Origin of the sequence: Pseudomonas sp. PDM03, from assembly GCF_014852385.1 — a bacterium.
Taxonomy (GTDB): domain Bacteria; phylum Pseudomonadota; class Gammaproteobacteria; order Pseudomonadales; family Pseudomonadaceae; genus Aquipseudomonas; species Aquipseudomonas migulae.
In genome coordinates this window covers 186,231-208,098 of the sequence record NZ_JACVBM010000002.1, presented here as the reverse complement: position 1 = coordinate 208,098, position 21,868 = coordinate 186,231, and the positions used below count along the sequence as shown (strand labels likewise).

At 61.7% G+C, this 21,868-nt stretch carries 19 protein-coding genes; 3 read left to right on the top strand and 16 right to left on the bottom strand.

Translation table 11 applies throughout. The annotated features are described in order from the left end of the window. Nucleotides 1–14: 14 nt before the first annotated feature. The gene (gene trhA, locus IB254_RS05855) at nt 15–632 is read right to left on the bottom strand and encodes a PAQR family membrane homeostasis protein TrhA (protein WP_192416728.1); all 618 of its coding nucleotides are present in this window, start codon (nt 630–632) and stop codon (nt 15–17) included. A 235-nt stretch (nt 633–867) separates the two neighbouring features. Here trhA and IB254_RS05850 point away from each other — a divergent pair, with 235 nt between their 5' ends. Further along, complete coding sequence (locus IB254_RS05850; RefSeq protein ID WP_192416727.1) at nt 868–1,782, top strand: LysR substrate-binding domain-containing protein; 915 nt, start codon at nt 868–870, stop codon at nt 1,780–1,782. Between the two features lie 119 nt (nt 1,783–1,901). On the opposite strand, the gene madM is transcribed toward IB254_RS05850, so the two are convergent. The 15 genes from madM to pilG form a co-directional block, all read right to left on the bottom strand. Beyond that, nucleotides 1,902–2,666: a malonate transporter subunit MadM gene (gene madM, locus IB254_RS05845; protein ID WP_008026230.1), complete on the bottom strand. Its 765-nt coding sequence runs from the start codon at nt 2,664–2,666 to the stop codon at nt 1,902–1,904. Between the two features lies 1 nt (nt 2,667). Then, nucleotides 2,668–3,084 (bottom strand): malonate transporter subunit MadL, encoded by a 417-nt coding sequence (gene madL / locus IB254_RS05840; RefSeq protein WP_192416726.1) that lies wholly within the window; start codon nt 3,082–3,084, stop codon nt 2,668–2,670. A gap of 65 nt (nt 3,085–3,149) precedes the next feature. Next, nucleotides 3,150–4,061: a malonate decarboxylase subunit epsilon gene (mdcH, locus tag IB254_RS05835; RefSeq protein ID WP_192416725.1), complete on the bottom strand. Its 912-nt coding sequence runs from the start codon at nt 4,059–4,061 to the stop codon at nt 3,150–3,152. Beyond that, on the bottom strand, nt 4,058–4,678 hold the full coding sequence (locus tag IB254_RS05830; RefSeq protein WP_192416724.1) for a malonate decarboxylase holo-ACP synthase: 621 nt from the start codon (nt 4,676–4,678) through the stop codon (nt 4,058–4,060). Before IB254_RS05830 ends, mdcH begins: the two co-directional genes overlap by 4 nt. Next, nucleotides 4,672–5,475: a biotin-independent malonate decarboxylase subunit gamma gene (gene mdcE, locus IB254_RS05825; RefSeq protein ID WP_192416723.1), complete on the bottom strand. Its 804-nt coding sequence runs from the start codon at nt 5,473–5,475 to the stop codon at nt 4,672–4,674. The genes IB254_RS05830 and mdcE overlap by 7 nt, the downstream gene beginning before the upstream one ends. Beyond that, complete coding sequence (locus tag IB254_RS05820) at nt 5,472–6,335, bottom strand: biotin-independent malonate decarboxylase subunit beta (protein ID WP_192416722.1); 864 nt, start codon at nt 6,333–6,335, stop codon at nt 5,472–5,474. Before IB254_RS05820 ends, mdcE begins: the two co-directional genes overlap by 4 nt. Next, complete coding sequence (locus IB254_RS05815; RefSeq protein WP_008026217.1) at nt 6,328–6,627, bottom strand: malonate decarboxylase subunit delta; 300 nt, start codon at nt 6,625–6,627, stop codon at nt 6,328–6,330. The genes IB254_RS05820 and IB254_RS05815 overlap by 8 nt, the downstream gene beginning before the upstream one ends. Then, nucleotides 6,627–7,502, bottom strand: a complete 876-nt coding sequence (locus tag IB254_RS05810; RefSeq protein WP_192416721.1) for a triphosphoribosyl-dephospho-CoA synthase — start codon at nt 7,500–7,502, stop codon at nt 6,627–6,629. The genes IB254_RS05815 and IB254_RS05810 overlap by 1 nt, the downstream gene beginning before the upstream one ends. Next, nucleotides 7,502–9,172, bottom strand: a complete 1,671-nt coding sequence (gene mdcA / locus IB254_RS05805) for a malonate decarboxylase subunit alpha (protein ID WP_008026213.1) — start codon at nt 9,170–9,172, stop codon at nt 7,502–7,504. The genes IB254_RS05810 and mdcA overlap by 1 nt, the downstream gene beginning before the upstream one ends. Before the next feature lie 201 nt (nt 9,173–9,373). Beyond that, nucleotides 9,374–9,829 carry a chemotaxis protein CheW gene (locus IB254_RS05800; RefSeq protein WP_192416720.1) on the bottom strand — a complete coding sequence of 152 codons (456 nt, stop codon included), beginning with the start codon at nt 9,827–9,829 and terminating at the stop codon, nt 9,374–9,376. Beyond that, the gene (locus IB254_RS05795; RefSeq protein ID WP_192416719.1) at nt 9,822–15,833 is read right to left on the bottom strand and encodes an Hpt domain-containing protein; all 6,012 of its coding nucleotides are present in this window, start codon (nt 15,831–15,833) and stop codon (nt 9,822–9,824) included. The genes IB254_RS05800 and IB254_RS05795 overlap by 8 nt, the downstream gene beginning before the upstream one ends. Nucleotides 15,834–15,870: 37 nt before the next feature. Continuing rightward, nucleotides 15,871–17,928, bottom strand: a complete 2,058-nt coding sequence (locus tag IB254_RS05790; protein ID WP_008026203.1) for a methyl-accepting chemotaxis protein — start codon at nt 17,926–17,928, stop codon at nt 15,871–15,873. A gap of 133 nt (nt 17,929–18,061) precedes the next feature. Continuing rightward, nucleotides 18,062–18,595 carry a chemotaxis protein CheW gene (locus IB254_RS05785; protein ID WP_008026202.1) on the bottom strand — a complete coding sequence of 178 codons (534 nt, stop codon included), beginning with the start codon at nt 18,593–18,595 and terminating at the stop codon, nt 18,062–18,064. A gap of 10 nt (nt 18,596–18,605) precedes the next feature. Then, the gene (gene pilH / locus IB254_RS05780; protein WP_008068134.1) at nt 18,606–18,971 is read right to left on the bottom strand and encodes a twitching motility response regulator PilH; all 366 of its coding nucleotides are present in this window, start codon (nt 18,969–18,971) and stop codon (nt 18,606–18,608) included. A gap of 57 nt (nt 18,972–19,028) precedes the next feature. Continuing rightward, nucleotides 19,029–19,433: a twitching motility response regulator PilG gene (gene pilG, locus IB254_RS05775; protein WP_008026200.1), complete on the bottom strand. Its 405-nt coding sequence runs from the start codon at nt 19,431–19,433 to the stop codon at nt 19,029–19,031. Nucleotides 19,434–19,794: 361 nt separating this feature from the next. On the opposite strand from pilG, the gene gshB reads away from it, so the two are divergent. Both gshB and IB254_RS05765 read left to right on the top strand, forming a co-directional pair. Further along, nucleotides 19,795–20,748 (top strand): glutathione synthase, encoded by a 954-nt coding sequence (gene gshB, locus IB254_RS05770; protein WP_008026199.1) that lies wholly within the window; start codon nt 19,795–19,797, stop codon nt 20,746–20,748. A 77-nt stretch (nt 20,749–20,825) separates the two neighbouring features. Then, nucleotides 20,826–21,725, top strand: coding sequence for an energy transducer TonB (locus tag IB254_RS05765; protein WP_192416718.1), 900 nt, complete (start codon nt 20,826–20,828; stop codon nt 21,723–21,725). The last annotated feature ends 143 nt before the right edge of the window (nt 21,726–21,868 follow it).

The following is a 21,868-nucleotide window of genomic DNA, read 5'->3' as shown; positions in this document are numbered from 1 at the left end:
GGCCGCGACGCGGTTTACAGGACGTAAAACATAATCGCCACAAAGTGCAGCAAACTCCCCGCGATCACGAACAAATGCCAGATCCCGTGCGCATGCCGCAACCGATGATCCAGGGCAAAAAAGATAATCCCCACGGTGTACAAAATCCCGCCCGACGCCAGCCAGGCAAACCCGGCCGTGCCCAGCGCCGCCATTAGCGGCTTGACCGCCACCAGCACGATCCAGCCCATCACCGCGTAAATCACGATCGACAGGATCCGCGCTTCCGAACGCGGCTTGATCTCCTGAAGGATGCCGATCAACGCCAGCCCCCAGACAATCCCGAACAACGTCCAGCCCCACGGCCCGCGCAGGGTCACCAGGCAAAACGGTGTGTAGCTGCCGGCGATCAACAGGTAGATCGAAAAGTGATCGACCTTCTGCATGATCGCTTTCTTGCGCCCGCGCACGCTGTGGTAAACGGTCGATGCGCTATAGAGCACCATCAACGTGAATCCATAAATCGCCACGCTGACGATTTTCCAAGGGCTGCCGTCCATGCCGGCGATCACCAGCATCCACACCACCCCAACCGTCGCCGCCACCGCCCCGACCAGATGCGTCCAGGCGTTCAATCTTTCCCCGTGGTACATGTGTTGCTCACCTCACAATCCAATGCAGCGTTGCGCAAGGCTCAGGCCTCAAGCGTAAAAGCGCAATGTTTCAAAACTGTAGGAGCCGGCTTGCTGGCGATGGCGGCCTCAAGATCAACGTAAATTTTGAGGCCCAATCGCCAGCAAACGGAACGCCGCCCGGCCGCTCCTACAAAGGTCTGCGCGAACCAGATGAATTAGGCACAATCGAGCCATTCGAATAAGAGTCACGCCCATGCTGATCGATGAAGAGTTGACCCTGAAAAAACTCGAGGTGTTCCTCGCCTTCATGCGCACCGGCAATCTGGCTCGCGCCGCTGCCGAATTGCAGACCAGCAACGTCAGCGTGCACCGGGCGATCCACTCCCTGGAAAGTGCCCTGCGCTGCCCGCTGTTCAAGCACGAAGGCCGTAACCTGACGCCGCTGGAAAGTGCTTACGTGCTGGAAGAACGGGCACAGAAGCTGATTCAGGACGTGGTCGAAACCGTGCGCCTGACCCGCGAAGCCGCCGGGTTCTCGGCTGAGCGCTTCAAGCTGGGCTCGTTGTATTCGTTGACGGTGAAGACCGTGCCGCAACTAATCATGGGCCTGAAAATCCGCCGCAGCGAACTCAACATCGACCTGATCCTCGGATCGAATTTCGACCTGTTGTACAAGCTCAAGAACATGGAAGTCGACGCGATCCTGGTGTCGTTGGACGAGAGCGTGAACGACCCGGATTGCGAGCAGATCCCGCTGTTTTCCGATGATATTTTCCTGGCCACGCCAGCGGATTCGAAGTTTGCCCAACGCACGGAAGTCGATCTGGCCGAAGTGCGCGACGAGACGTTCATTACCCTGACCCAAGGCTTCGCCACGCACCAGGATGGCAATCGGGTGTTCAAACAGGCGGGATTCGAGCCAAAGGTGGCGATGCAGGTCAACGACATCTTCACCCTGCTGAGCATGGTCAGTTCGGGGGTGGGTTATGCGTTGCTGCCAGGAAGGATTGCAGCGGTGTATGAAAACCGGGTGAAACTGATTCCGCTGCAGGAAAAGTATCGGTTGCAGCAGCACATCGGCGTGGTGTTTTTGAAGGCCAAGGAACGCGATCCGAATTTGTTGGCGCTGCTGGCGGAGTGTCGGATGTATGCCAATCGCCAGGTTTAAGACCGTGTCGCTTCCATCGCCAGCAAGCCGGCTCCTACAGGGTTCGTATTCGCAACACATAACCCTGTAGGAGCCGGCTTGCTGGCGATGGCGTCATAACAATCGCTACAACTCCCGGACTAACCAACAATCCCGCGAACAATGAAATACAGCAGCGATGGCCCAAGCAGGCACCCAAGCCCGGTGTGAAAGGTCGCCGTCAGCGCCCCATAAGGCACCAACCGCCGATCCGTCGCCGCCAACCCGGCGGTCACACCGCTGACGGTACCGGCCAACCCGCCAAACACCATCGCCGAGCGCGGGTTATCCAACCCCATCCAGCGCGCTGCCATCGGCGTGCCGACCATCACCAGAATCGCCTTGATCAACCCGGTGGCAATCGACAATGCGACCACATCGGAACTCGCGCCAATCGCCGCGCCAGTCACCGGCCCGACGATGTAAGTCACCGCGCCCGCACCGATGGTGGTCATGCTTATTGCATCGCGATAACCGAACACCCAGGCAATGCTCGCCCCGACAATGAACGGCAACACCGTGCCCAGCAACAGCGCAATCACGCCGATCATCCCGGCCTTTTTCGCTTCGGTGGCCTGCACTTCGAACGCCGTGGCGACGATGGCAAAGTCACGCAGCATCGCCCCGCCCATCAAACCGATACCCGAGAACAGTGTCAGGTCCGCCAGGCCTTTTTGCCCGCCGGTCATGGTGCCGCCGACCCACGCCAGGACCAGGCCGATGACAATGGCAATCGCCGAGCCGTGAATCCGCCCGAACGTCAGGCGTTTGGACAACACCACCGACACCCACATGATCACGCCAACGAACGCGAACGCCGTGACCAGACCGTTAGTTGCCAAGCCCTTCTCGATGACTTCCAACATATCAGCGGCCTCCTACTGGCGTGCCAATGGGCGTGAGTTCCGCAGGTTCATCAGGCAACGGTTCGCCTTTGTGGGTCCGGCTGATCAGGGCAATGGTGCAGCCGCAGAGCACCACCGAACCGATGGCCGCGAGCACCGCCACCGGGCCACCGTGCAATGCGGTCACGACGTTCTGTTGCGCCGCCATAGCCACCACTACCGGAATGTACATGGCACCCCAGAAGCCGACGCCCATCTCGCAATCCTTGGTCATGCCGCCGCGCTTTTGCATCCACAAACGCGCGCAGATCAGCAGGATCATCGCGATCCCGACCCCGCCCACATTGGATTTGACGCCCAGCAATACGCCCAGCGCATCGCCCAGAATCACCCCTGCCAGCGTACAGATCGCCAGCAGCGCCACACCGTAAATAATCATTGTTGTAGTCCTCAAAGTGCATCGTCGAATGTTGTTTTTGTTGTTCGAAGGCCTGAGTCGGAGGTCTAGAGTTGGTGGCTTCCCTCCTCACGCAACAGCGCCTGCAAGGTGTCGAGCCGCGCCCCGTCGAAGGCAATCACGGTGCCCTGCTCGAACACCCGGCGCGCCAGCCCGGTCAGCACCGCACCGGGCGGCAGTTCGATTTGTAGCCGTACGCCGCGCTCGTAGGCGCTTTGTACCGTGCCGCGCCAATCGACGATGCGGCACATGTTGTAAGCCAGGTCTTCGCGCAGGGCTTCGATGTTGATGATTGGCCGGGCGCGACTGCCGCTCAGGTAACCCACCGACGGGCTTTTCAACTGCACGCGGGTGAAAGCTTCGGCCAGTATTTTCGCCGGCGCATCCAGCAGCGGGCAGTGCGACGGCACGCTGACGGCAAGTCGCTTGGCCAGGCCTGCGCCGCGCCCTTTCGCCAACTCGGCGACGGCCTTCATCGCGCCGTCGCTGCCGGCAATCACCACCTGGTTATCGGCGTTGATGTTGGCCAGGTAAACCGGCGTATCGACGCTGTGAACCTGCGCCAGCAAGCCTTCCACCGTGGATAAATCGAGACCGATGATCGCGGTCATGCCGTAGCCCTGTGGATAAGCCTGCTGCATCAATTCACCGCGCAAGCTGACCAGATGCAGCGCATCGCTGAAGCTCAAGGCACCCGAAACCACGGCGGCCGGATATGCACCAATGGACAAGCCCGCCACGTAATCCGGCGTCATGGATAACTGACGCGAAGCCGCGACACCGGCAATCAACAGGCACAGCTGAACCGCCCGTGTCGATTTCAATGCTTCAGCGCAATCCAGCTGCAATGCGTCTTCGCCTAGCACTTCGCTCGCCTCGATCACCGTCTCGCGAGGCAAACGATGAAGCATGCCCGGCTGCTGCGCGCCCTGGCCGGGGAACACCAGCAAACTGCTCACGCTGCTTGCTCCAGCGGGTTCCACGGATCGATCACAAGGCAGGCTCCGCTGGCGTTTTTCAGCAACACCCGACGCGCAGGACCGGCCCATTCACGCAGGGCGACGGCGCCAAATGGCGTCTGCAATTGCATGTCCACCTGGCACTTGGCGCGGTCCAGAATTTTCAGCAGTTCCTGCGCCTTCAGCCGTTCCAGAACCTGCGGCGTACGCAGGATCAGATCCAGATCGCTGCCCTCATGCAAAGCAACAACGCCACTGGCCAATTCAAATCCGGCACTGCCGCTGACGCCCCACACCCAGCCGCAACCATCGAGCAACGGCCGCAATTGGTTGAGGGCCTGCACGGCGGGCAAATCCCGATCAATCGATACATGACACAGCGCTTCCGGTGTGACCCGACGTTGAACCGCATCGACCGCCATCACCGTCGCAAACCGCTGCTCACGCAACCGACCACGCGCCCCGACCGCGATGAAACCCGGCGTACTCAACGCACGCCGAACCACCACCGGCTGACCCGCGCTGATCGACTCGATCACCCACGCAGGCGCCTGCGCAGGCAACTGCTCCGGGGTCATCCCCCACAGCAGGTCGTGAGCCAGAAACGTGTTCACCACTGCGCTCTCAGCAGTTGGCGAACCGTGCTCGACGCGGCGCGGTTGCTCGCGCCCAAACGGCTGCTCAAATCGCGACCGCTTGCGGCAACATCGCCAATCGCCAGATTCAGGCATTCCGTCACTCGCGCCAGATCCGCTGATGTTGGCTGCTCAATCTGGTCCACCGACAAGGTTTCCCACAGCAAACCGAGACTGGCGTAGCTGTCGATGTCATACGCCATCGGCGGCACGCTGGCGGCCAGTGCTTCCAATTCTTCGACACTGCGCAAGGTCACCCGCGCCGCTGACGCCTTGCCCATCGCATGCACCATCACGCCAGGGTCACGCAGCGCGATCAATCGATTGGCCTGATACCCATGCGCCAGAAACGCCCCGGACATCGCCTTGCCCACCAGCAAACCAATCACGGCGTGGCCAGCCAACCGGGCGCGGGCATAACTGTCCGCCGCGCCCGCCAAGGCCTGATGAATGCCCAACGCTTCTTCGCGCCGCCCGTAAGCCTGACTCGGCACATCGATGATCGCGATCACGGCGCGCTTATGCGATTTGTCAACGTCAGCCACGATGATTTCATCCACCGCCTTGGCCAAGCCCCAACCTTCCAGCAAACCCACTTCACCGTTGCGAGCGCGGACGAAACGGTTGTCGGGATCTGCCACCACCGCGACAAACCGGACCGGTTGTTCGCCCACCACACCATCAGCGGCTTTCAGTGATGCAGGCAAACCCTCCACCGGTTTCGCGCCTGCACTCAAGGCGTTGAACCAGTTCAAACCTCTCAGGGAATACGAACTCATGAGCGCTCTCCTTGATACAGATCCCGAACCGTCGCCGCATCGATTTGCGGTTCGGCGTCCAGGCGGGCCAGCCGTTGCAGGAAAAGATCGGCCTGACGACTGCGTTGTTGTTCCGGCAAGCCTTGTTGCAGCAATTCACTGACCTGCTGCCGGACCTGCGCCACATCGTCAGCGACAAAGCGATCCACCAGACCGCTGGCAAAGCGTTGCTCACCACCGGTCAGGCTCCAGATGAACGGACGGTCGCGGGAGTCGTACTCCTCAAGCCCGGCTTCCTGTTCGATCACCTGCGGGCCGTTCAAGCCAAGCCGTGCTTCCTGAGTCACCAGCAAATAGCTGCACAACCCGGCGGCAATCGACATCCCGCCAAAGCAGCCGACGCTGCCCGCCACCACGCCGATCACCGGTTGGTACTGGCGCAGATCGACAATCGCCGCATGAATGTCGGCAATCGCCGCCAACCCGAGGTTGGCTTCCTGCAAGCGCACGCCGCCGGTTTCCAGCAGCAACACGGCGCGGGTTGGAATGCCGTTGCGGTTGTCTTCAGCGGCGAGTTCCAGCGCACCGGCAATCTTCGCCCCGCCGACTTCACCCAGACTGCCGCCCTGGAAAGCACCTTCGATGGCGGCGATCACCACCGGCAAACCGCCGAGGCTGCCCTTGGCAATCACCACGCCGTCATCGGCTTGCGGCACCACGCCCTGGCGCGCCAGCCACGGCGACATGACGCGTTGAAACGGGTCGAGCAATTCGCGGAAGGTGCTGGCGTCGAGCAAGGCTTTCGCCCGGTGCCGCGCGCCGAGTTCGATGAAGCTGCGTCTTTGTAGGTATGGCTGGGGGAGCGCTGCACTGTCAGTCATGGCCGATCTCCTCAAAGCCTTGTTCCAGACGCAAGCGCACCACGCCAGGGGTCGCGCCGAAATCGTGGATATCGATGGCCATTGCCGGTGGTGTCTGGCCGTCGAACATCCGTGCGAACAGATGCTGCCAGCGTTGTTCGGCGCCATTGACCGAGGTCTGCACCTTGATGGTCAGCTTGCCGGCCTGACCCGGTTCGATCAGCACTTCCAGATCGCCCGAGCCGACACAACCCACCAGCGTACGACCGCGTGGCGGCTGCCCGGCGGGGAATTCAAAGGATAAGGTTTCCATCAAAACGCTCCCTGGTTGATGCCGTCAGCCGACGCAATGCGGTCGATGAACAGGCAGGCTGCGAGCAAGTCCGCAGCGCCGCCGGGCGAGGCATTCAACGCGATTAATTGTTCGTCCAGTTCATGCAAGCGACGGCGACCGGCGAGGCTGGCGCTGCCACCCGCGTCGAGCACTGCCTGGGCACCGAGTTGCATGGTGTGCAGGCCTTGTTCGCCGGCGCGGTAGAGCACGCAGGTGTCACTCAGTTGAGTCATGATCGCCAGCAGCGCATCGAGCCGGGCGTTCTGTTCGCCATGGCCGGCAGCGCGGCTGCGCTTGAGTTGCGGCAGTGCGCGTTGAATCACCGAAGGGAAACCGAGTTGGGCTTCTTCACGGGCACCACGCGCGCCATAACGTTGGGCGACTTGCGCGCCGTGGCTCAGAGGACGCGGGGCGAAACGGTCGTCGAGTATCGCCAGTCGGGCGGCGCGCAACGTCACCGTGCTTGCGTGGGTATTCGAGCAGTCCAGCGCAGCGGCAGTGACCAGCAGGCCCAACGCCCAGATCGCGCCCCGATGTGTATTCGCACCGTTAGTGGTGGCGAGCATGGTTTGCTCGCCTTCCCGGCCAATCCGCCCAATCGCTTCGCGCAGCGGTACACCGACTTCGCCAAACGCGATGGCCGATTCCGCCATTTCCTTGAATGCTGGCCAAAGCGACAACGCCGAAGCGTGCATCAGCCCGAGGTGCAAATCGGTGTGTGCGCCATTGCCGCGACGATCCACCAGCGCCGGTTTCGGTGACAGGTCCGCTTCGTCGATCAGCGCGTCCACTGCCAGGTCCGCCAGCCGTTCGGCCAGCGACAGAGGTTTGGGTTGCAGGTTGAATGCGTGCATTACCAGCTCCTGAACTTGGCGGGCGGGTTGTAGAGACCACCGGACCACTCGACCAGATCGGCCACGCTTTTGGCGGCGAGCAATTCGCGGGTGGCGTCGGTGCGACGGATGCCGAGGTCTTCAGGCAAGGCGATCAAGCCTTCGCGACGCATCCGGGCGGTGTCTTTCGGGTTGTGACGCAGGCCGATGGCAGTCACGCCAGCGACGGCGGCGATCATCGCCTGACGCTCTTCCAGCGAACGCGCCTTGTACAAATAGGCGATGCCTTCTTCGGTCAGCAGGTGGGTGACGTCGTCGCCGTAAATCATGATCGGCGCCAGCGGCATGCCGCTTTTCTTCGCCACTTCAATCGCGTCGAGGGTTTCGACGAAGGTCGGTTTGCCGCCCTCCTGGAACGTCTCGACCATTTGCACCACGAGTTTTTTGCCACGTTCGAGCAAGGGTTCCGGCGCATCGCCGTGGCGCATGTCGAGCCAGGCCGGCGTGCCGTGACGCCGCCCACGCGGATCGTGCCCCATGTTCGGTGCCCCGCCGAAACCGGCCAGGCGCCCGCGAGTCACGGTGGAAGAATGGCCGTCGCCATCGACTTGCAGGGTCGCGCCGATGAACAGGTCCACCGCGTATTGCCCGGCGAGTTGGCTGAACATCCGGTTGGAACGCAGCGAGCCGTCGCGCCCAGTGAAGAACACGTCCGGCCGCGCAGCGATGTAGTTTTCCATGCCCAGTTCGGTGCCGAAGCAATGCACGCTTTCGACCCAACCGCTTTCGATCGCCGGGATCAAGGTCGGGTGCGGATTGAGCGTCCAGTTGCGGCAGATCTTGCCTTTGAGGCCGAGGGATTCGCCGTAGGTCGGCAGGATCAGTTCGATGGCGGCAGTATTGAAACCGATGCCGTGGTTCAGCGACTGCACGTTGTGTTTTTCGTAGATCCCGCGGATCGCCATCATCGCCATCAGCACGTGCACAGGCTTGATGTGCCGTGGGTCGCGGGTGAACAGCGGCTCGATGTAGAACGGCTTGTCGGCCACCACCACGAAATCGACCCAGGACGCGGGAATGTCGACGCGAGGCAGGTCAGTAACGTCATCGACAAGCTGGTTCACCTGAACGATGACGATGCCGTCGCTGAAGGCCGCTGGTTCGATCAATGCGGGCGTGTCTTCGGTGCTGGGGCCGGTGTAGATGTTGCCGGCGCGGTCGGCCATGAAACCGGCCGAGAGCACGACGTTGGGAATCAGGTCGACCACCAATCGTGCGTAGAGCTCGATGTAGGTGTGGATCGCGCCGATTTCCAGCAAACCGTCTTCCAACAATTGGCTGATGCGCAGGCTTTGGGTGCCGGCGAAAGAGAAATCGAGCTTGCGGGCGATGCCGCGTTCGAACAGGTCCAGATGCTCGGAGCGCCCGACGCTGGGCATGATCATGTGCAGGTCGTGGAGCCTGGCAGGATCGGCTTTGGCCAGGGAGCGCGAAAGGAAATCCGCCTGTTTCTGGTTGTTGCCCTCCAGCACCACGCGGTCGCCGGGCAGGATCAGTGCCTCCAGCGCTGCCACGATGTTGTCGGTGGGCAGCACCACACCGTCAGCCAGGCCCTTGACCAACGCCAGACGCCGCTGCTTTTCGCTGCGCCGCCGCGTCCATCGCGAGTCGGGGGATATTGTTGTTGTCATGACCACTCCACGGGTTCGCTGTCGTGGGAGTCACCTTAGGAGGGTTGGGTGGGGGGCATCAATCAAGCAGAGAGTCGGATCGTTACGGTCAGGGTAATGGTTGGCAGGACGGACGCCTTCGCGGGCAAGCCTCGCTCCTACAGGGGTATTGTGTGCGCCCCGATCCATTGTAGGAGCGAGGCTTGCCCGCGAAGGGGCCAGTCAGGTCAACCCGGCACTCACCAACAACTCCTCCAGCGCCAACAGATCCGGCACTTTGGCCACTTGATCACCCACCTGCACCGCCGCCTGTTCCAGCGCACATAACGGCACATCCACATAGCTGAGCTGGCTGTCGAGCTTGTAAGAGCGAGGAATCCCCTGCACCAGCAACGCGATGAATTTCAGCTCCGGCCGCCCGCCGAGGGCATTGAGAATCACGATCCGCACGCGCTCGCCAATGACGATTTTATCGCCGCACGCCGACTCAAAGCTCAGCAACGGAATCTGCCGCTCCCGCCAGCTCACCCGCCCCAGGTACCACGGCGGCGTATCGAGATCGAACGCCCCCGGCTGATAGTCGATCAACTCCGCCACCGCGACGTTGGGCAAAATCAGGTTGCGGTCAGCCAGGGGCAACAGCAGCCCGGTGAGGTTGCTGGTGCGATGTTCAAGCATGGGTTTTGCTCCACAGGGCGATGCTTTCGAGCAGCACCGATTCCTGATACGGCTTGCCGAGGTAGTCGTTGACGCCGATGGCCATGGCGCGGTCGCGGTGTTTCTGGCCGGTGCGCGAGGTGATCATGATGATCGGCAGGTGTTGCAGTCGCTCGTCGGCGCGCACCTGGGTGGCGACTTCGAAACCGTCCATGCGCGGCATTTCGATGTCCAGCAGCATCAGGTCCGGCATGTGATCTTCGAGCAGCAGCATGGCATCGACGCCGTCCTTGGCCGTCAGCACGTTCATGCCGTGGCGTTCGAGTAAACGACTGGTGACCTTGCGCACGGTGACCGAGTCGTCGACCACCATGACCAGCAAGGGCTTGTGCGGCTCGGGTTCGGGGTCTTGAAGCAGCCGTCGTTGCGGCACCTGCGCCTGCATCGCACGAATCGGCGCCAGCAAATCGAGAATCAGCACCACACGGCCATCGCCCAGAATCGTCGCCCCGGACAAGCCCTGCACCGCCGCAAATTGTGGGCCGAGGCTTTTCACCACAATCTCGCGGGTGCCGGCCATGGCATCGACCTGCACCGCGATGTGGCGCTCGTTGCATTGCACCAGCAACACCGGCAACGGCAGGCTCTGGCCCAACAGTTTCGGGCGTGTGCTGGTTTTCAGCAGTTCACCGAGGTAGCACAGTTCATAGTGCTGCCCGGCGTATTTGTAGGTCGGCGGATCGAGCCGGTAATGCCCTTCGAGTTCATTGGGTAGGACGCGCACGATGCCGTCGATGGTGTTCAGCGGGATCGCATATTGATCCTCAGCGCACTGCACCATCAGCGCCCGGTTGACCGACACGGTGAACGGCAGGCGAATGCGGAAATGCACGCCCTGCCCCGCCACAGAGTCGATGCTCATCGTGCCGCCGAGCTGCCGGACTTCTTCATGAACCACGTCCATGCCCACGCCGCGCCCGGAAATCTGGGTGATTTTCTCGGCCGTGGAGAACCCCGGTTGCAGGATGAACTGCAGCACGTCGCGGTCGCTGATGTCGCTGTCAGCGGCGAGCAACCCGCGCTTGACTGCCTTGCGCCGCACCGCGTCCAGCGGCACGCCGGCGCCGTCGTCGCGGATGTCGAAAATGATGTCGCCGCCCTCGCGGGACAGGTCGAGGGTGATCCGCCCTTGAGCCGGTTTTCCGGCCGCGATGCGCACGTCTGCGGATTCGAGGCCATGGTCCACCGCGTTGCGCAGCATGTGTTCCAGCGGCGCGGCCATGCGTTCGAGGACGTTACGGTCCATCTCGCCTTCGGCGTTGCCGACCACGAATTCCACCTCCTTGCCCAACTCGCTGGAGACCTGGCGGACGATGCGCTTCAAACGCGGCAGCATCCGCTCGAACGGCACCATGCGCGAGCGCATCAGGCCTTCCTGCAATTCGGTGTTGATGCGGCCTTGCTGTTGCAGCAGGTTCTCCGCGTCCTGATTGCGCCGGTCGAGGGTTTCCTTGAGGTCGAGCAGGTCGGATGCGGATTCGAACAGCGCCCGCGACAGCTGCTGCAACTGCGAGTGACGGTCCATTTCCAGCGGGTCGAACTCTTCGTAGCCCGAGCGTTCGGCGTCGACTTGCTGGCGGCTGAGAATCCGGCCCTGGGTTTCGGTATCGAGCCGGCGCAATTGATCGCGCATGCGCTCGATGGTGGTTTCCATTTCGTTCAGCGCCACGCGCGCATCGTTGACCTGCTGTTCGATGCGACCACGGAAGATCGAGGTTTCCCCGGCCAGGTTAACCAGATCGTCGAGCAGCTCCGCCGAAACCTTGACCATATCGGCACCGGTATCGGCTTGTGGCGCAAGCGGCTCAACCTTGGGTGCAACCGGTGTGGCAACGGGTGACTCCAGTACTTCCGGATGGCTGAAATTCCTGATCGCGTCGATCAGCCGATCCGCTGGTGGCAATGGTTGACCGGCGCGGGTCGCATCGAGCATCTGCGCCAGTCGGTCATGGCTGCTTTGCAGCAGGCCGAACAGCGCGGCGGTCGGTTTCAACACACCGGCGGACAAGCCTTCGTAGAGAAATTCCAGCTCATGGGCGAGGTCGCCGATCGGGCCGATTTCCACCATCCGCGCACCGCCCTTGAGGGTGTGCAGATCGCGCAGCAGGGTTTCCATTTCCTGACGATTTGCAGGTTCGGCCTGCCAGCGAACCAGCGCCGCGCCGGAGTTTTCGATGATGTCGAAACCTTCCTCGAGGAAGATCTCCAGCAACTCCGGATCATGCCCCGGCGAGTCCTCGACCCGCACAGGCTCGGCGACGTCTGGCGCACTGGCGTTGCCTTGGCGGAACTGGCGAATGGCTTCGATCAGCTCACCCGGATCACCCAGTGGCTTGTGGTGCTGCAATTGCTCAAGCAGTTGCGCCAGTCGGTCATGGCTCTGCTGCAACAGCTGCGCCAGGGTTTCGTTGTGGCTGTAACGGCGATCGACAAGCCCTTCGTAAAGGCTTTCCAGCTCATGGGCGAGGCCTGCGACCGGCTCGACTTCGGCCATCCGCGCACCGCCCTTGAGCGTGTGCAGATCCCGCTGCAACGACAGCAACGGCGCGGCGTTGTCCGGGTCTTTCAGCCAGCGCTGCAAGGCCTGACCGGCGCTTTCGAGGATGTCCACCGCCTCTTCGAGGAAGATCGAAACGATCTCGTCGTCGAGATCGACAGCGCTGTCCACTGTAGGAGCCGGCTTGCTGGCGATGGTCGTTAACGATGACGCGTTTTCACTGGATGAATGCGGCGCCTGTGAGTCCATCGCCAGCAAGCCGGCTCCTACAGGGGGTAGCGTGCGCTCAAGTTCGGCTGTGACGTCGCTTAATTCGCGAATGCTCAGGGTGCGGCTGCCGTCGCTGCGAATCAGGCCCATGGCCGATGGGTCGAGGCTCTCATCGAGCAAGCCGCGCAAGGCCCGGATGCGCTCCGGTTGCGGGCTGACTTCCTGACCGGCCGCGAGTTCGTCGAGCATGTTGATCAGCGCTTCGTGGGCACTTTGCGCCTCATGGAAAAACGCCTCGCTGACCGCCAGGCTGCTTTCTTCCACGGCGCCGTAGAGATCAAGCAAGGCTTCACAAAGCTCATCCACCGGATGCAGATCGGCCAGGTGCGCGCCTTCGCCGAGGGTAGTCAATTCATCCAACAGCGCACTGAGTTCCTGACGTTCACCGGGGTGCTGCTGCCAACGCTGCAACAGGCTTTCGGCGTCCAGCAGGATGTCCATGCCCTGGGCCAGGAAATTGTTGATCAACTGCGGATCGCGCTTGGTTCTGAGCGCCATGCTCGGCGTGCTCAACAGGGCTTCCAGGCGTTCAGCCAGCAGCGCCTGGGTTCTTTCGATCAACGAACGGGCCCCGGGAATCTCGGCCAACGGATCGACCTTGAGCTGTCGCAGCCCGACGCGGAACACGCCTTCGGCTTCCAGCAGCAGTTCGACTTCGTCGAGGTCCAGCGCGATCAGGTGCGCCTTGTATTCACGAGCCAGTTTGTCCAACGGCGTCGCCAGCTCGGCAATCGGCAACACGCCGGCCATCGAGGCGCTGCCTTTGAGCGTGTGCAAGGCACGTTGCAGTTCGTCGCTGGCCTGCAACGGCACATGTTCGGCGGCCTGATCGAGGAAGCGGTTGAGGCTGGCCAGATGGGTTTCGGCTTCGTTGCGGAAGATCTCCAGCAGCAACGGATCGAGGGCGGCGACATCCTGCACGTCCTCATCGGCCAACGGCTTGTCACCCTTGGCGAGCGCGTGGGCGCGGGCGGCCAATTGGTCGACGTCGTTGCGCTGACGCTGAGCATTGCCGGCAAATTCAGCCACCAGCTCCGGCAGCAGGTTCAATACATCACCGAGCAGTTGCTGCACCGCCGGCCCCGGTTCAACGCTGCGTTCCAGCACGCGGTTGAGCAGGTTTTCCACGGCCCACGCCAGTTCACCCAACACCAGCGCGCGCACCATCCGGCCACTGCCTTTGAGCGTGTGGAAGGCTCGGCGCAGTTCGCCCAGGGTCGATTCGCTCTCGGGGCTGGCCGCCCAGCGCGGCAAGTATTCCCGGAGGATTTCCAGGACCTCGTCGGTTTCTTCGAGGAAGACTTCGCGTAGTTCATCGTCCACCGGTTCTTCACCCGGAGGCGGTGGCAACAGGCTGCCCGGCGTATTCAGGGCGGGCGGATTGACCGCCGACACCGGGTTGGCGAGGACATCGGCCAGGGTCTGGACGACGTCGGGATCGTCCAGTTCCTGCTGGTCCTGCATCACCTGCGCCTCACTCGCGCTGAGCACTTCATCCAGCACCGGCACATTGTGTTCGCTGGGGAAAAAGCCGAGCGCTGCCAGGCTCTTTTCCGCAACGTCGAGCAATTGTTCACCGGACGCTTCAGGGTCGTCGCTCAGGCGTTCAAGGTAATACTCGATGCTGGTGATGACGTCGGCCAGGCTGTCCAGCGCCTGCCAGCCAGGCTGGTCCGGTTCCAGCAGCAGATGCTCGCGGATAAAGTGGTTGCAGGCGTCGATCAGGCTCGCCGCACGACTCAGCGGGATCATCGCCAGCGCGCCGCGCACCTGGGTGAGCAAGGCCGGCAACGGTTGCAAATGCTGGCGGTCCCAGTCGGCGTCGATGTAGTCGACGATCATGTCCTTGGCCTGCTGCAGGCAGATGCGTGCTTCCTTGATCACGATCTGGTGGATCTGCGTCAGGTCGGTGGTCGGCAGGCGACTGTCTTCCTGGCTCTCCGGTTCGACCGTGCCGACCATCCCCGCGAGCGTCGCCTCGACGTAAAGCAAGGCGCCGGCGACATCCATCAGGATCGCGTCGTTGGGTTCGCGTTGCCCCTGAGCGAGGCTCAACACCACCGCAAGCTGATCAATGATGACCTTGCGCGGCTGGCCGAAACCGAGCACCGCCAGGGTGTCGGCGATTTGCCGCAAGGGGGCCAGCAAGCTATCGAGGTCCGAGGCATGCTGGCGGTCGCTGCGCACGAACAGGTCCAGGCGTTCCTTGACCCGCACCAGTTCTTCGCACAGCGCGGCCAGCACCGAGCGCATGGCATCACGATCCGGGCCGGCCAGCCGCGCCCGTTCTTCGTCGACCATCGCGCTGTCAGGCAGCGCATCGTCCAGTCCATAGCGATCTTTCATGGTCAGCATCTGCCCGGTGGGGTGTTCGGCTTTGGCGATGTAAAACAGCAAACTCTTGAGCAACTCCGGCGGTGCCGGCTGATTGATCGCGCACATGCCCTGTTCGAGCAGGCGCTTGAGTTCTTTGTCGGCGTCCTTGAACAGGCTGCGCAGGGCCGGGCTGTTGGCGATCGAGCCGCCGCGCATGCCTTCGACCAGCGCCGAGGCAACTTGCCACAACGGGCTCAGCGGCGCATTCCCGCACAGCCCTTCGAGGCGTGAAAATACGGTGCTCAGGTAACCGAGATGGGTGTCGTCATCCTGTTCGCGCAGCAACCCGACCAGGGCCATCTGCAACATCTGGCGCAATTTGCGCAGCACGTTCGGCAGGTCCGCCGGCTCCAGCAGCGCCAGCGCCTTGTCATCCAGTGGCGGCAAGTCCGGTAATTGCGGGGTGAACAGGCTGGTTTCCGATAACAGGCTTTCGCCACGGGCACTGCGCAGGTCGTTGATCAACGGCAACACCACCAGCGGCAGGTCTCGGCGCGCGCCTTGTACGCGGTCGAGATAGATCGGCAGTTGACCGATCGCTTGCAGCAACAAGTGGACCGCTTCGTCGCGATGAATGACGCGGTTCTGCTGCAAGGCGGCGGTCAGTTGCTCCATTTCTTCGGCGAGCAGGGCCGCGCCGTAGAACTCGACCATCTGCAAACTGCCGTGAACCTGATGGATGCACGCCAGGCATTCACTGAGGGCGTGCGTCGCCTGAGGGTCATCAAGCAACGTTTCAATCGCCTGGTGAGCCACTTTCAGTGTTTCGGCAATCTCGCCTTTGACCCACTCAAGGGCCACATAGTCGTGCCGATCACCCATAACCACTCCGTTCATCGTTCGAACGCCCTCGGGCGCCTCACACTTTATCCACAGTCTGCGCCTTGGCGGCCGGCAAGGTGAAACCGGACACCGAACGTCGCAGCTGGCTGGCCATTTTCGCCAGGTTGCCGATGCTCTCGGCCGTGGCGGTGGAACCGGACGAGGTCTGCGTGGTGATCTGCTGGATCACGTTCATCGTCAGGGAAATCTGCCCGGCCGAAGACGTCTGCTGTTGTGCCGCGTTGGAAATACTCTGGATCAACGCCGCGAGGGTTTTCGACACGCCTTCGATTTCTTCCAGAGCCACACCGGCATCCTGCGCCAGACGCGCGCCACGCACCACTTCGGTGGTGGTCTGCTCCATGGAAATCACCGCTTCGTTGGTGTCGGCCTGGATCGCCCGCACCAGGGTTTCGATCTGCCGCGTCGCGGCGGACGAGCGCTCGGCCAACCGTTGCACCTCGTCGGCCACCACCGCAAAACCGCGCCCGGCATCACCGGCCATGGAGGCCTGGATCGCGGCGTTGAGTGCAAGAATGTTGGTCTGGTCGGCAATGTCATCGATCAGGCTGACAATGTCGCCGATCTCTTGCGAAGACTCGCCCAGGCGCTTGATGCGCTTGGCGGTGTCCTGGATCTGCTCGCGAATGTTGTCCATGCCGTGGATGGTGTTGTGCACCACCTCGTTGCCCTTGTTGGCGATTTCCACCGAGCGCTCGGCCACCGCCGAGGATTCGGCGGCGTTGGCCGACACCTGATCGATGGACTGCGCCATGTCGTTGATCGCGGTGGAGGCTTCGCTGATTTGTTGCGCCTGATGCTCCGAGGCCTGCGCCAGGTGCATGGCCGTGGCCTGGGTCTCCTGCACGGCGGCGGCGACCTGGCCGGCGGTGAGGTTGATTGTCGCCACCAGATCGCGCAGCTGGTCCACGGAATAGTTGATCGAATCGGCGATGGTCCCGGTGAAGTCTTCGGTCACCGAAGCGGTCACGGTCAGGTCGCCGTCGGCCAGGTCTTCGATCTCGTCGAGCAGGCGCATGATCGCGTTCTGGTTGCGCTCGTTCTTCTCGGCGGTTTCGCGCAACTGACGATTGGTTTCGCGCACCATCACCATCCCGATAAGGATGATCGACATCAACGCCGCCAGACCCAGTACGTAGCCGCCAATGGTGTCTGTATTGCGCCCGCTGGCGAGGTTTTCGAACCCGGAGGCCAGGTGCGAGGCTTCGTCGAGCAGGGTTTGCGACAGGCTGAATATGTTGGTCGCCGATTCGCGGACCTTGAACAGCTCCGGCGAGGTTTCGAGGATTTCATCCACCGAACCGGAGACGAATTCGAACAGCTCGGAGATCTCGATCAAGCGGGCACGGGCATCGTGGTCTTCGACCTGGCTGACTTTCAGTGCCGGATTGCCCTGGAGCATGCCCGTGAGCACCAGGCCGAAACGCGCGGCGTCGCGGCCAAACGCGTCGGCGGCCTGTTGCGAATTTTCGTCGCCGGACAGCACAGTGTTTACCGCACCGAGGATACGTTCGGCCAACAACGACTGACGCTGGGCCATCGCCACCTGAGCGGCGGGCGCGCCGCGTTGCAGGAGAATTTCGACGACTTTTTCGTACTCGACCTGCAATTGCGGCACGGTTTCAGCGAGGGTGGCGGCGACTTGATGCAGCGACAAAACCGTCTGTTCGCTGGAGAGGATCGCGTCGGTGTTTTTCAGCACGCGCTCCCAATCCAGCTGCACGGCGCGCATTTCCGGGCGCACGGCGGACGGTGCCGGCGGCAGCCCGGTGGAAGGGTCGCCTTTCTTCAGATAACCCCAGCGCTGGGCAAAATCGTTGCGCGCATCGCTGAGCAACTTGAAGGCCGCGGCCTTGCCGGCGGCGGCTTCCGTGGCGTTTTTGGCGATGCGCTGGGACAGCACGCGCAGCTCACCGGCGTGGCCGATGTACTGTTTATCGTACGAGGCCTGGGTGTTGAGGTAAGCGAAGTTGGCGAACAGCAGCATGATGAAGACAATCAGCGCGATGAACAGCGCGATGATCTGCGAGCGGCTGCGCGATCCTTCTGGCTTGCCTGTTTTTGCTTTTATCATCGGTCCTCGCCTGTTAACCACACCTGTGAAGCTTGCCACCCCCCTGTAGGAGCCGGCTTGCTGGCGATTCAGACGACGCAGCGTGTCAGGCGTGCCGCCATCGCCAGCAAGCCGGCTCCTACAGGGTCAGTGTTTACAGCGCTACATGCATGAAGCTTTGCGACCGCACCAGCGCAAACGGGCTGAACACCTGCCAATTCTGCTCGCGCTGAAACCGGCCCTTGATGAACGGTGCAATCGGGCCACTCAAGTTATCCACCGGCTCCAGGCTGTCCTGGGCAAAGTGCTGAAGGCCGAAAACCTCATCGACCATCAACCCGGCAAACACCTCGTTATGCTCCACCACCAGCACTCGCCGCTGCTTGCGAACTGCCGACAATTCGTGCCCGAAGAAGGCACTCAAATCCATCATCGGCAGCAAGCGGCCACGCAGGTTGGCCACGCCCTTGACCCAGGGCTTGACCCCCGGCAACTGGGTGAAGCGCGGTTCATGCAGGACTTCGCTGACTTCACCCATCGGCGCGACGTACCACGCCTCGCCCAAACGAAAACCGATGCCGCTCCAACTGTCCTGTCGGGTTGGCTGCGACGGCAGATCCGCCGCCAGCAGACGACAGCGCTGGTCGATCTGCAGCAGCAGTTCGAAGGCGGTCAACGACTCGGTCATGGTCGGGTGATCAACCGGCCAGCACGTTGTTCAGGGTTTTGATCAGGGTCTCTTCGTCGACCGGTTTGGTCAGGTAATCCTTGGCGCCCTGGCGCGTGCCCCAGACCTTGTCGGTTTCCTGATCCTTGGTGGTGATGATGATCACCGGGATGTGCCCGGTTTCCGGGTCTTTGGTCAACTGACGGGTCGCCTGGAAACCGTTGAGGCCGGGCATGACGATGTCCATCAGCACGGCGTCGGGTTTTTCCTGACGGGCCAGGGCCACGCCGTCGGCGCCGTTTTCGGCTTTCAACACTTCATGACCGTGCTTTTCCAGCATGCCGGTCAGTTTGTACATTTCGGTCGGCGAATCATCGACGATCAGAATACGTGCCATGGTTTTCCCCATTCTTGTCGACGCCGGGCCCGCTGGCCGAGCGTCACTGTGCGTGTCCTACTGCGGCAAAACGGCGGCGAAGCCCGGTACATGGGCCTGGATCGCGTTAAGCAGTTCTTCCTTGCTGAAAGGCTTGGTCAAAAACTGGTCGGAGCCGACGATGCGCCCCTTGGCCTTGTCGAACAACCCGTCCTTGGACGACAGCATGATCACTGGCGTGGACTTGAACGCACTGTTGTTCTTGATTAAAGCGCAGGTCTGATAGCCATCCAGACGCGGCATCATGATGTCGACAAAGATGATGCCGGGATGATGATCGGCAATCTTCGCCAGCGCATCGAAACCGTCGATGGCCGTAATGACTTCACAACCCACATTCTTCAACAGCGTTTCGGCGGTGCGACGAATCGTCTTCGAATCGTCGATCACCATGACCTTCAAGGCGCTGGAATGCTGGCCCATAAATGCTCTACCGTCGCCTTTGCGAATCAAATTGTCCGTTTTCCGGTTACCGGCGGCTTGAAACCCTTGATACTCAAGGGCCAGCACGACATGGCAGCCTTTTTAGCACAGTCTCCAAATGCAATCTATCGGGCGTCCTGTGAAGTGGTTTTTCCTTGACCGGGAACACACTCAGCGCCACTCTGACGCCACTTTTATACGGTCCTTTGGATTGATCTTTTGTGGGAGCGAGCCTGCTCGCGATGGTCGTCAACGATGACGCGTGCCAGCAGGACAAGCGCGGTGTCCTGAAGTCCATCGCGAGCAGGCTCGCTCCTACAGGGGACTTACATAGGCCTCCCCCACTTCAGAGGAAAAACCCATGAGCGTTCGCGTCGGGATTGTCATGGATCCCATTGCCAGCATCTCCTATAAAAAGGATAGCTCGCTGGCCATGCTGCTGGCCGCACAGAAGCGCGGCTGGGAACTGTTCTATATGGAACAGCGCGACTTGTATCAAGGCGAAGGTGAAGCCCGGGCGCGGATGCGGCCGCTGAAAGTTTTCGCCAACCCGGAAAAATGGTTCGAGCTGGAAGACGAGACCGACGCGCTGCTGAGCGATCTGGACGTGATCCTGATGCGCAAGGATCCGCCGTTCGACATGGAGTTCGTCTACTCCACTTATCTGCTCGAGCAAGCCGAGCGCGCGGGCGTGCTGGTGGTCAACAAGCCGCAGAGCCTGCGTGACTGCAATGAAAAACTGTTCGCCACCCTGTTCCCGCAATGCACGCCGCCGACCGTGGTCAGCCGCCGCGCCGACGTGCTGCGTGAGTTCGCCGCCAAACATGGCGATGTGATCCTCAAGCCGCTGGACGGCATGGGCGGCACCTCGATTTTCCGTCATCGCGCAGGTGACCCGAACCTGTCGGTGATCCTGGAAACCCTGACCGCGCTGGGCACCCAGCAGATCATGGGCCAGGCGTACCTGCCGGCGATCAAGGACGGCGACAAACGCATCCTGATGATCGACGGCGAGCCGGTGGATTATTGCCTGGCGCGGATTCCGGCGGCCGGCGAAACCCGCGGCAACCTCGCCGCCGGCGGTCGTGGCGAAGCCCGTCCGTTGAGCGACAAGGATCGCTGGATCGCCGCCCAGGTCGGCCCGACCTTGCGCGAGAAAGGCCTGCTGTTCGTGGGTCTCGACGTGATCGGCGAGCACCTGACGGAAATCAACGTCACCAGCCCGACCTGCATTCGCGAGATTGATAACGCGTTCGGCACCGACATCGGCGGCCTGTTGATGGATGCCATCGATCAGAAGCTCAAGGCCCGTTGATATAGAACACCCAAGATGAAACCAACATTGCGTTATCATGCGCGGCCTCTGAAAAACGCGATGTTGGTTTTCTTGTCATGACACTTCCGTCCGATCTGCCCGCTGAACTCGCCCATCGTGGCGTGCGCCCGGCCGATCGCCTCGGATTTACCCTGTTTCTCGCGGCGTTGATTCACCTGGCCTTGCTGTTGGGCGTCGGCTTTACGATGGTCGAACCCAAGCAAATCAGCAAAACCCTGGAAATCACCCTCGCCACCTTCAAGAGCGAAAAGAAACCGGCGAAGGCCGACTTTCTCGCGCAGGAAAATCAGGAAGGCAGCGGCACCCTGGATAAAAAGGCGATTCCCAAGACCACCGAGGTCGCGCCGTTCCAGGACAACAAGGTGCAAAAAGTCACGCCACCGCCGGCCGCCAAACCTGAAGTCCAGGAAGCAGCGCCCAAGGCTGCCGTGACCACCGTCGCACCGAAGCCGAAGAAAGCTGCGACCAAGACCGAAGAGCCAAAACCTGCCAACAAACCCGCCATCGCCGCGCCGACGTTCGACAGTGAACAGCTGTCCAGCGACATCGCCAGCCTCGAAGCGGAACTGGCCAACGAACAACAGCTATACGCCAAGCGCCCGCGCATCCACCGCCTGAGCGCAGCCTCGACCATGCGCGACAAAGGCGCCTGGTATAAGGATGAGTGGCGCAAAAAGGTCGAGCGCATCGGTAACCTCAATTATCCGGATGAAGCGCGGCGCAAACAGATTTACGGCAATTTGCGCTTGATGGTCTCGATCAACCGCGACGGCTCGCTTTTTGAAGTCTTGGTACTGGAGTCATCCGGGCAACCGCTGCTGGATCAGGCGGCACAGCGAATTGTGCGGCTGGCTGCGCCGTTTTCGCCGTTTACCGGGGATTTGTCGGACATCGACCGACTGGAAATCATCCGCACCTGGAAATTTGCACGCGGGGATCGGCTGTCCAGTAATTAACCACAGCGTACAACCCTGTGGGAGCGAGCCTGCTCGCGATGGCGGTCTGTCTGACACCTCAATTTTGAATGTGCCGCCGTCATCGCGAGCAGGCTCGCTCCCACATTTGATCTGTATCGACAGCCAAATTGCGGCATCCCCAG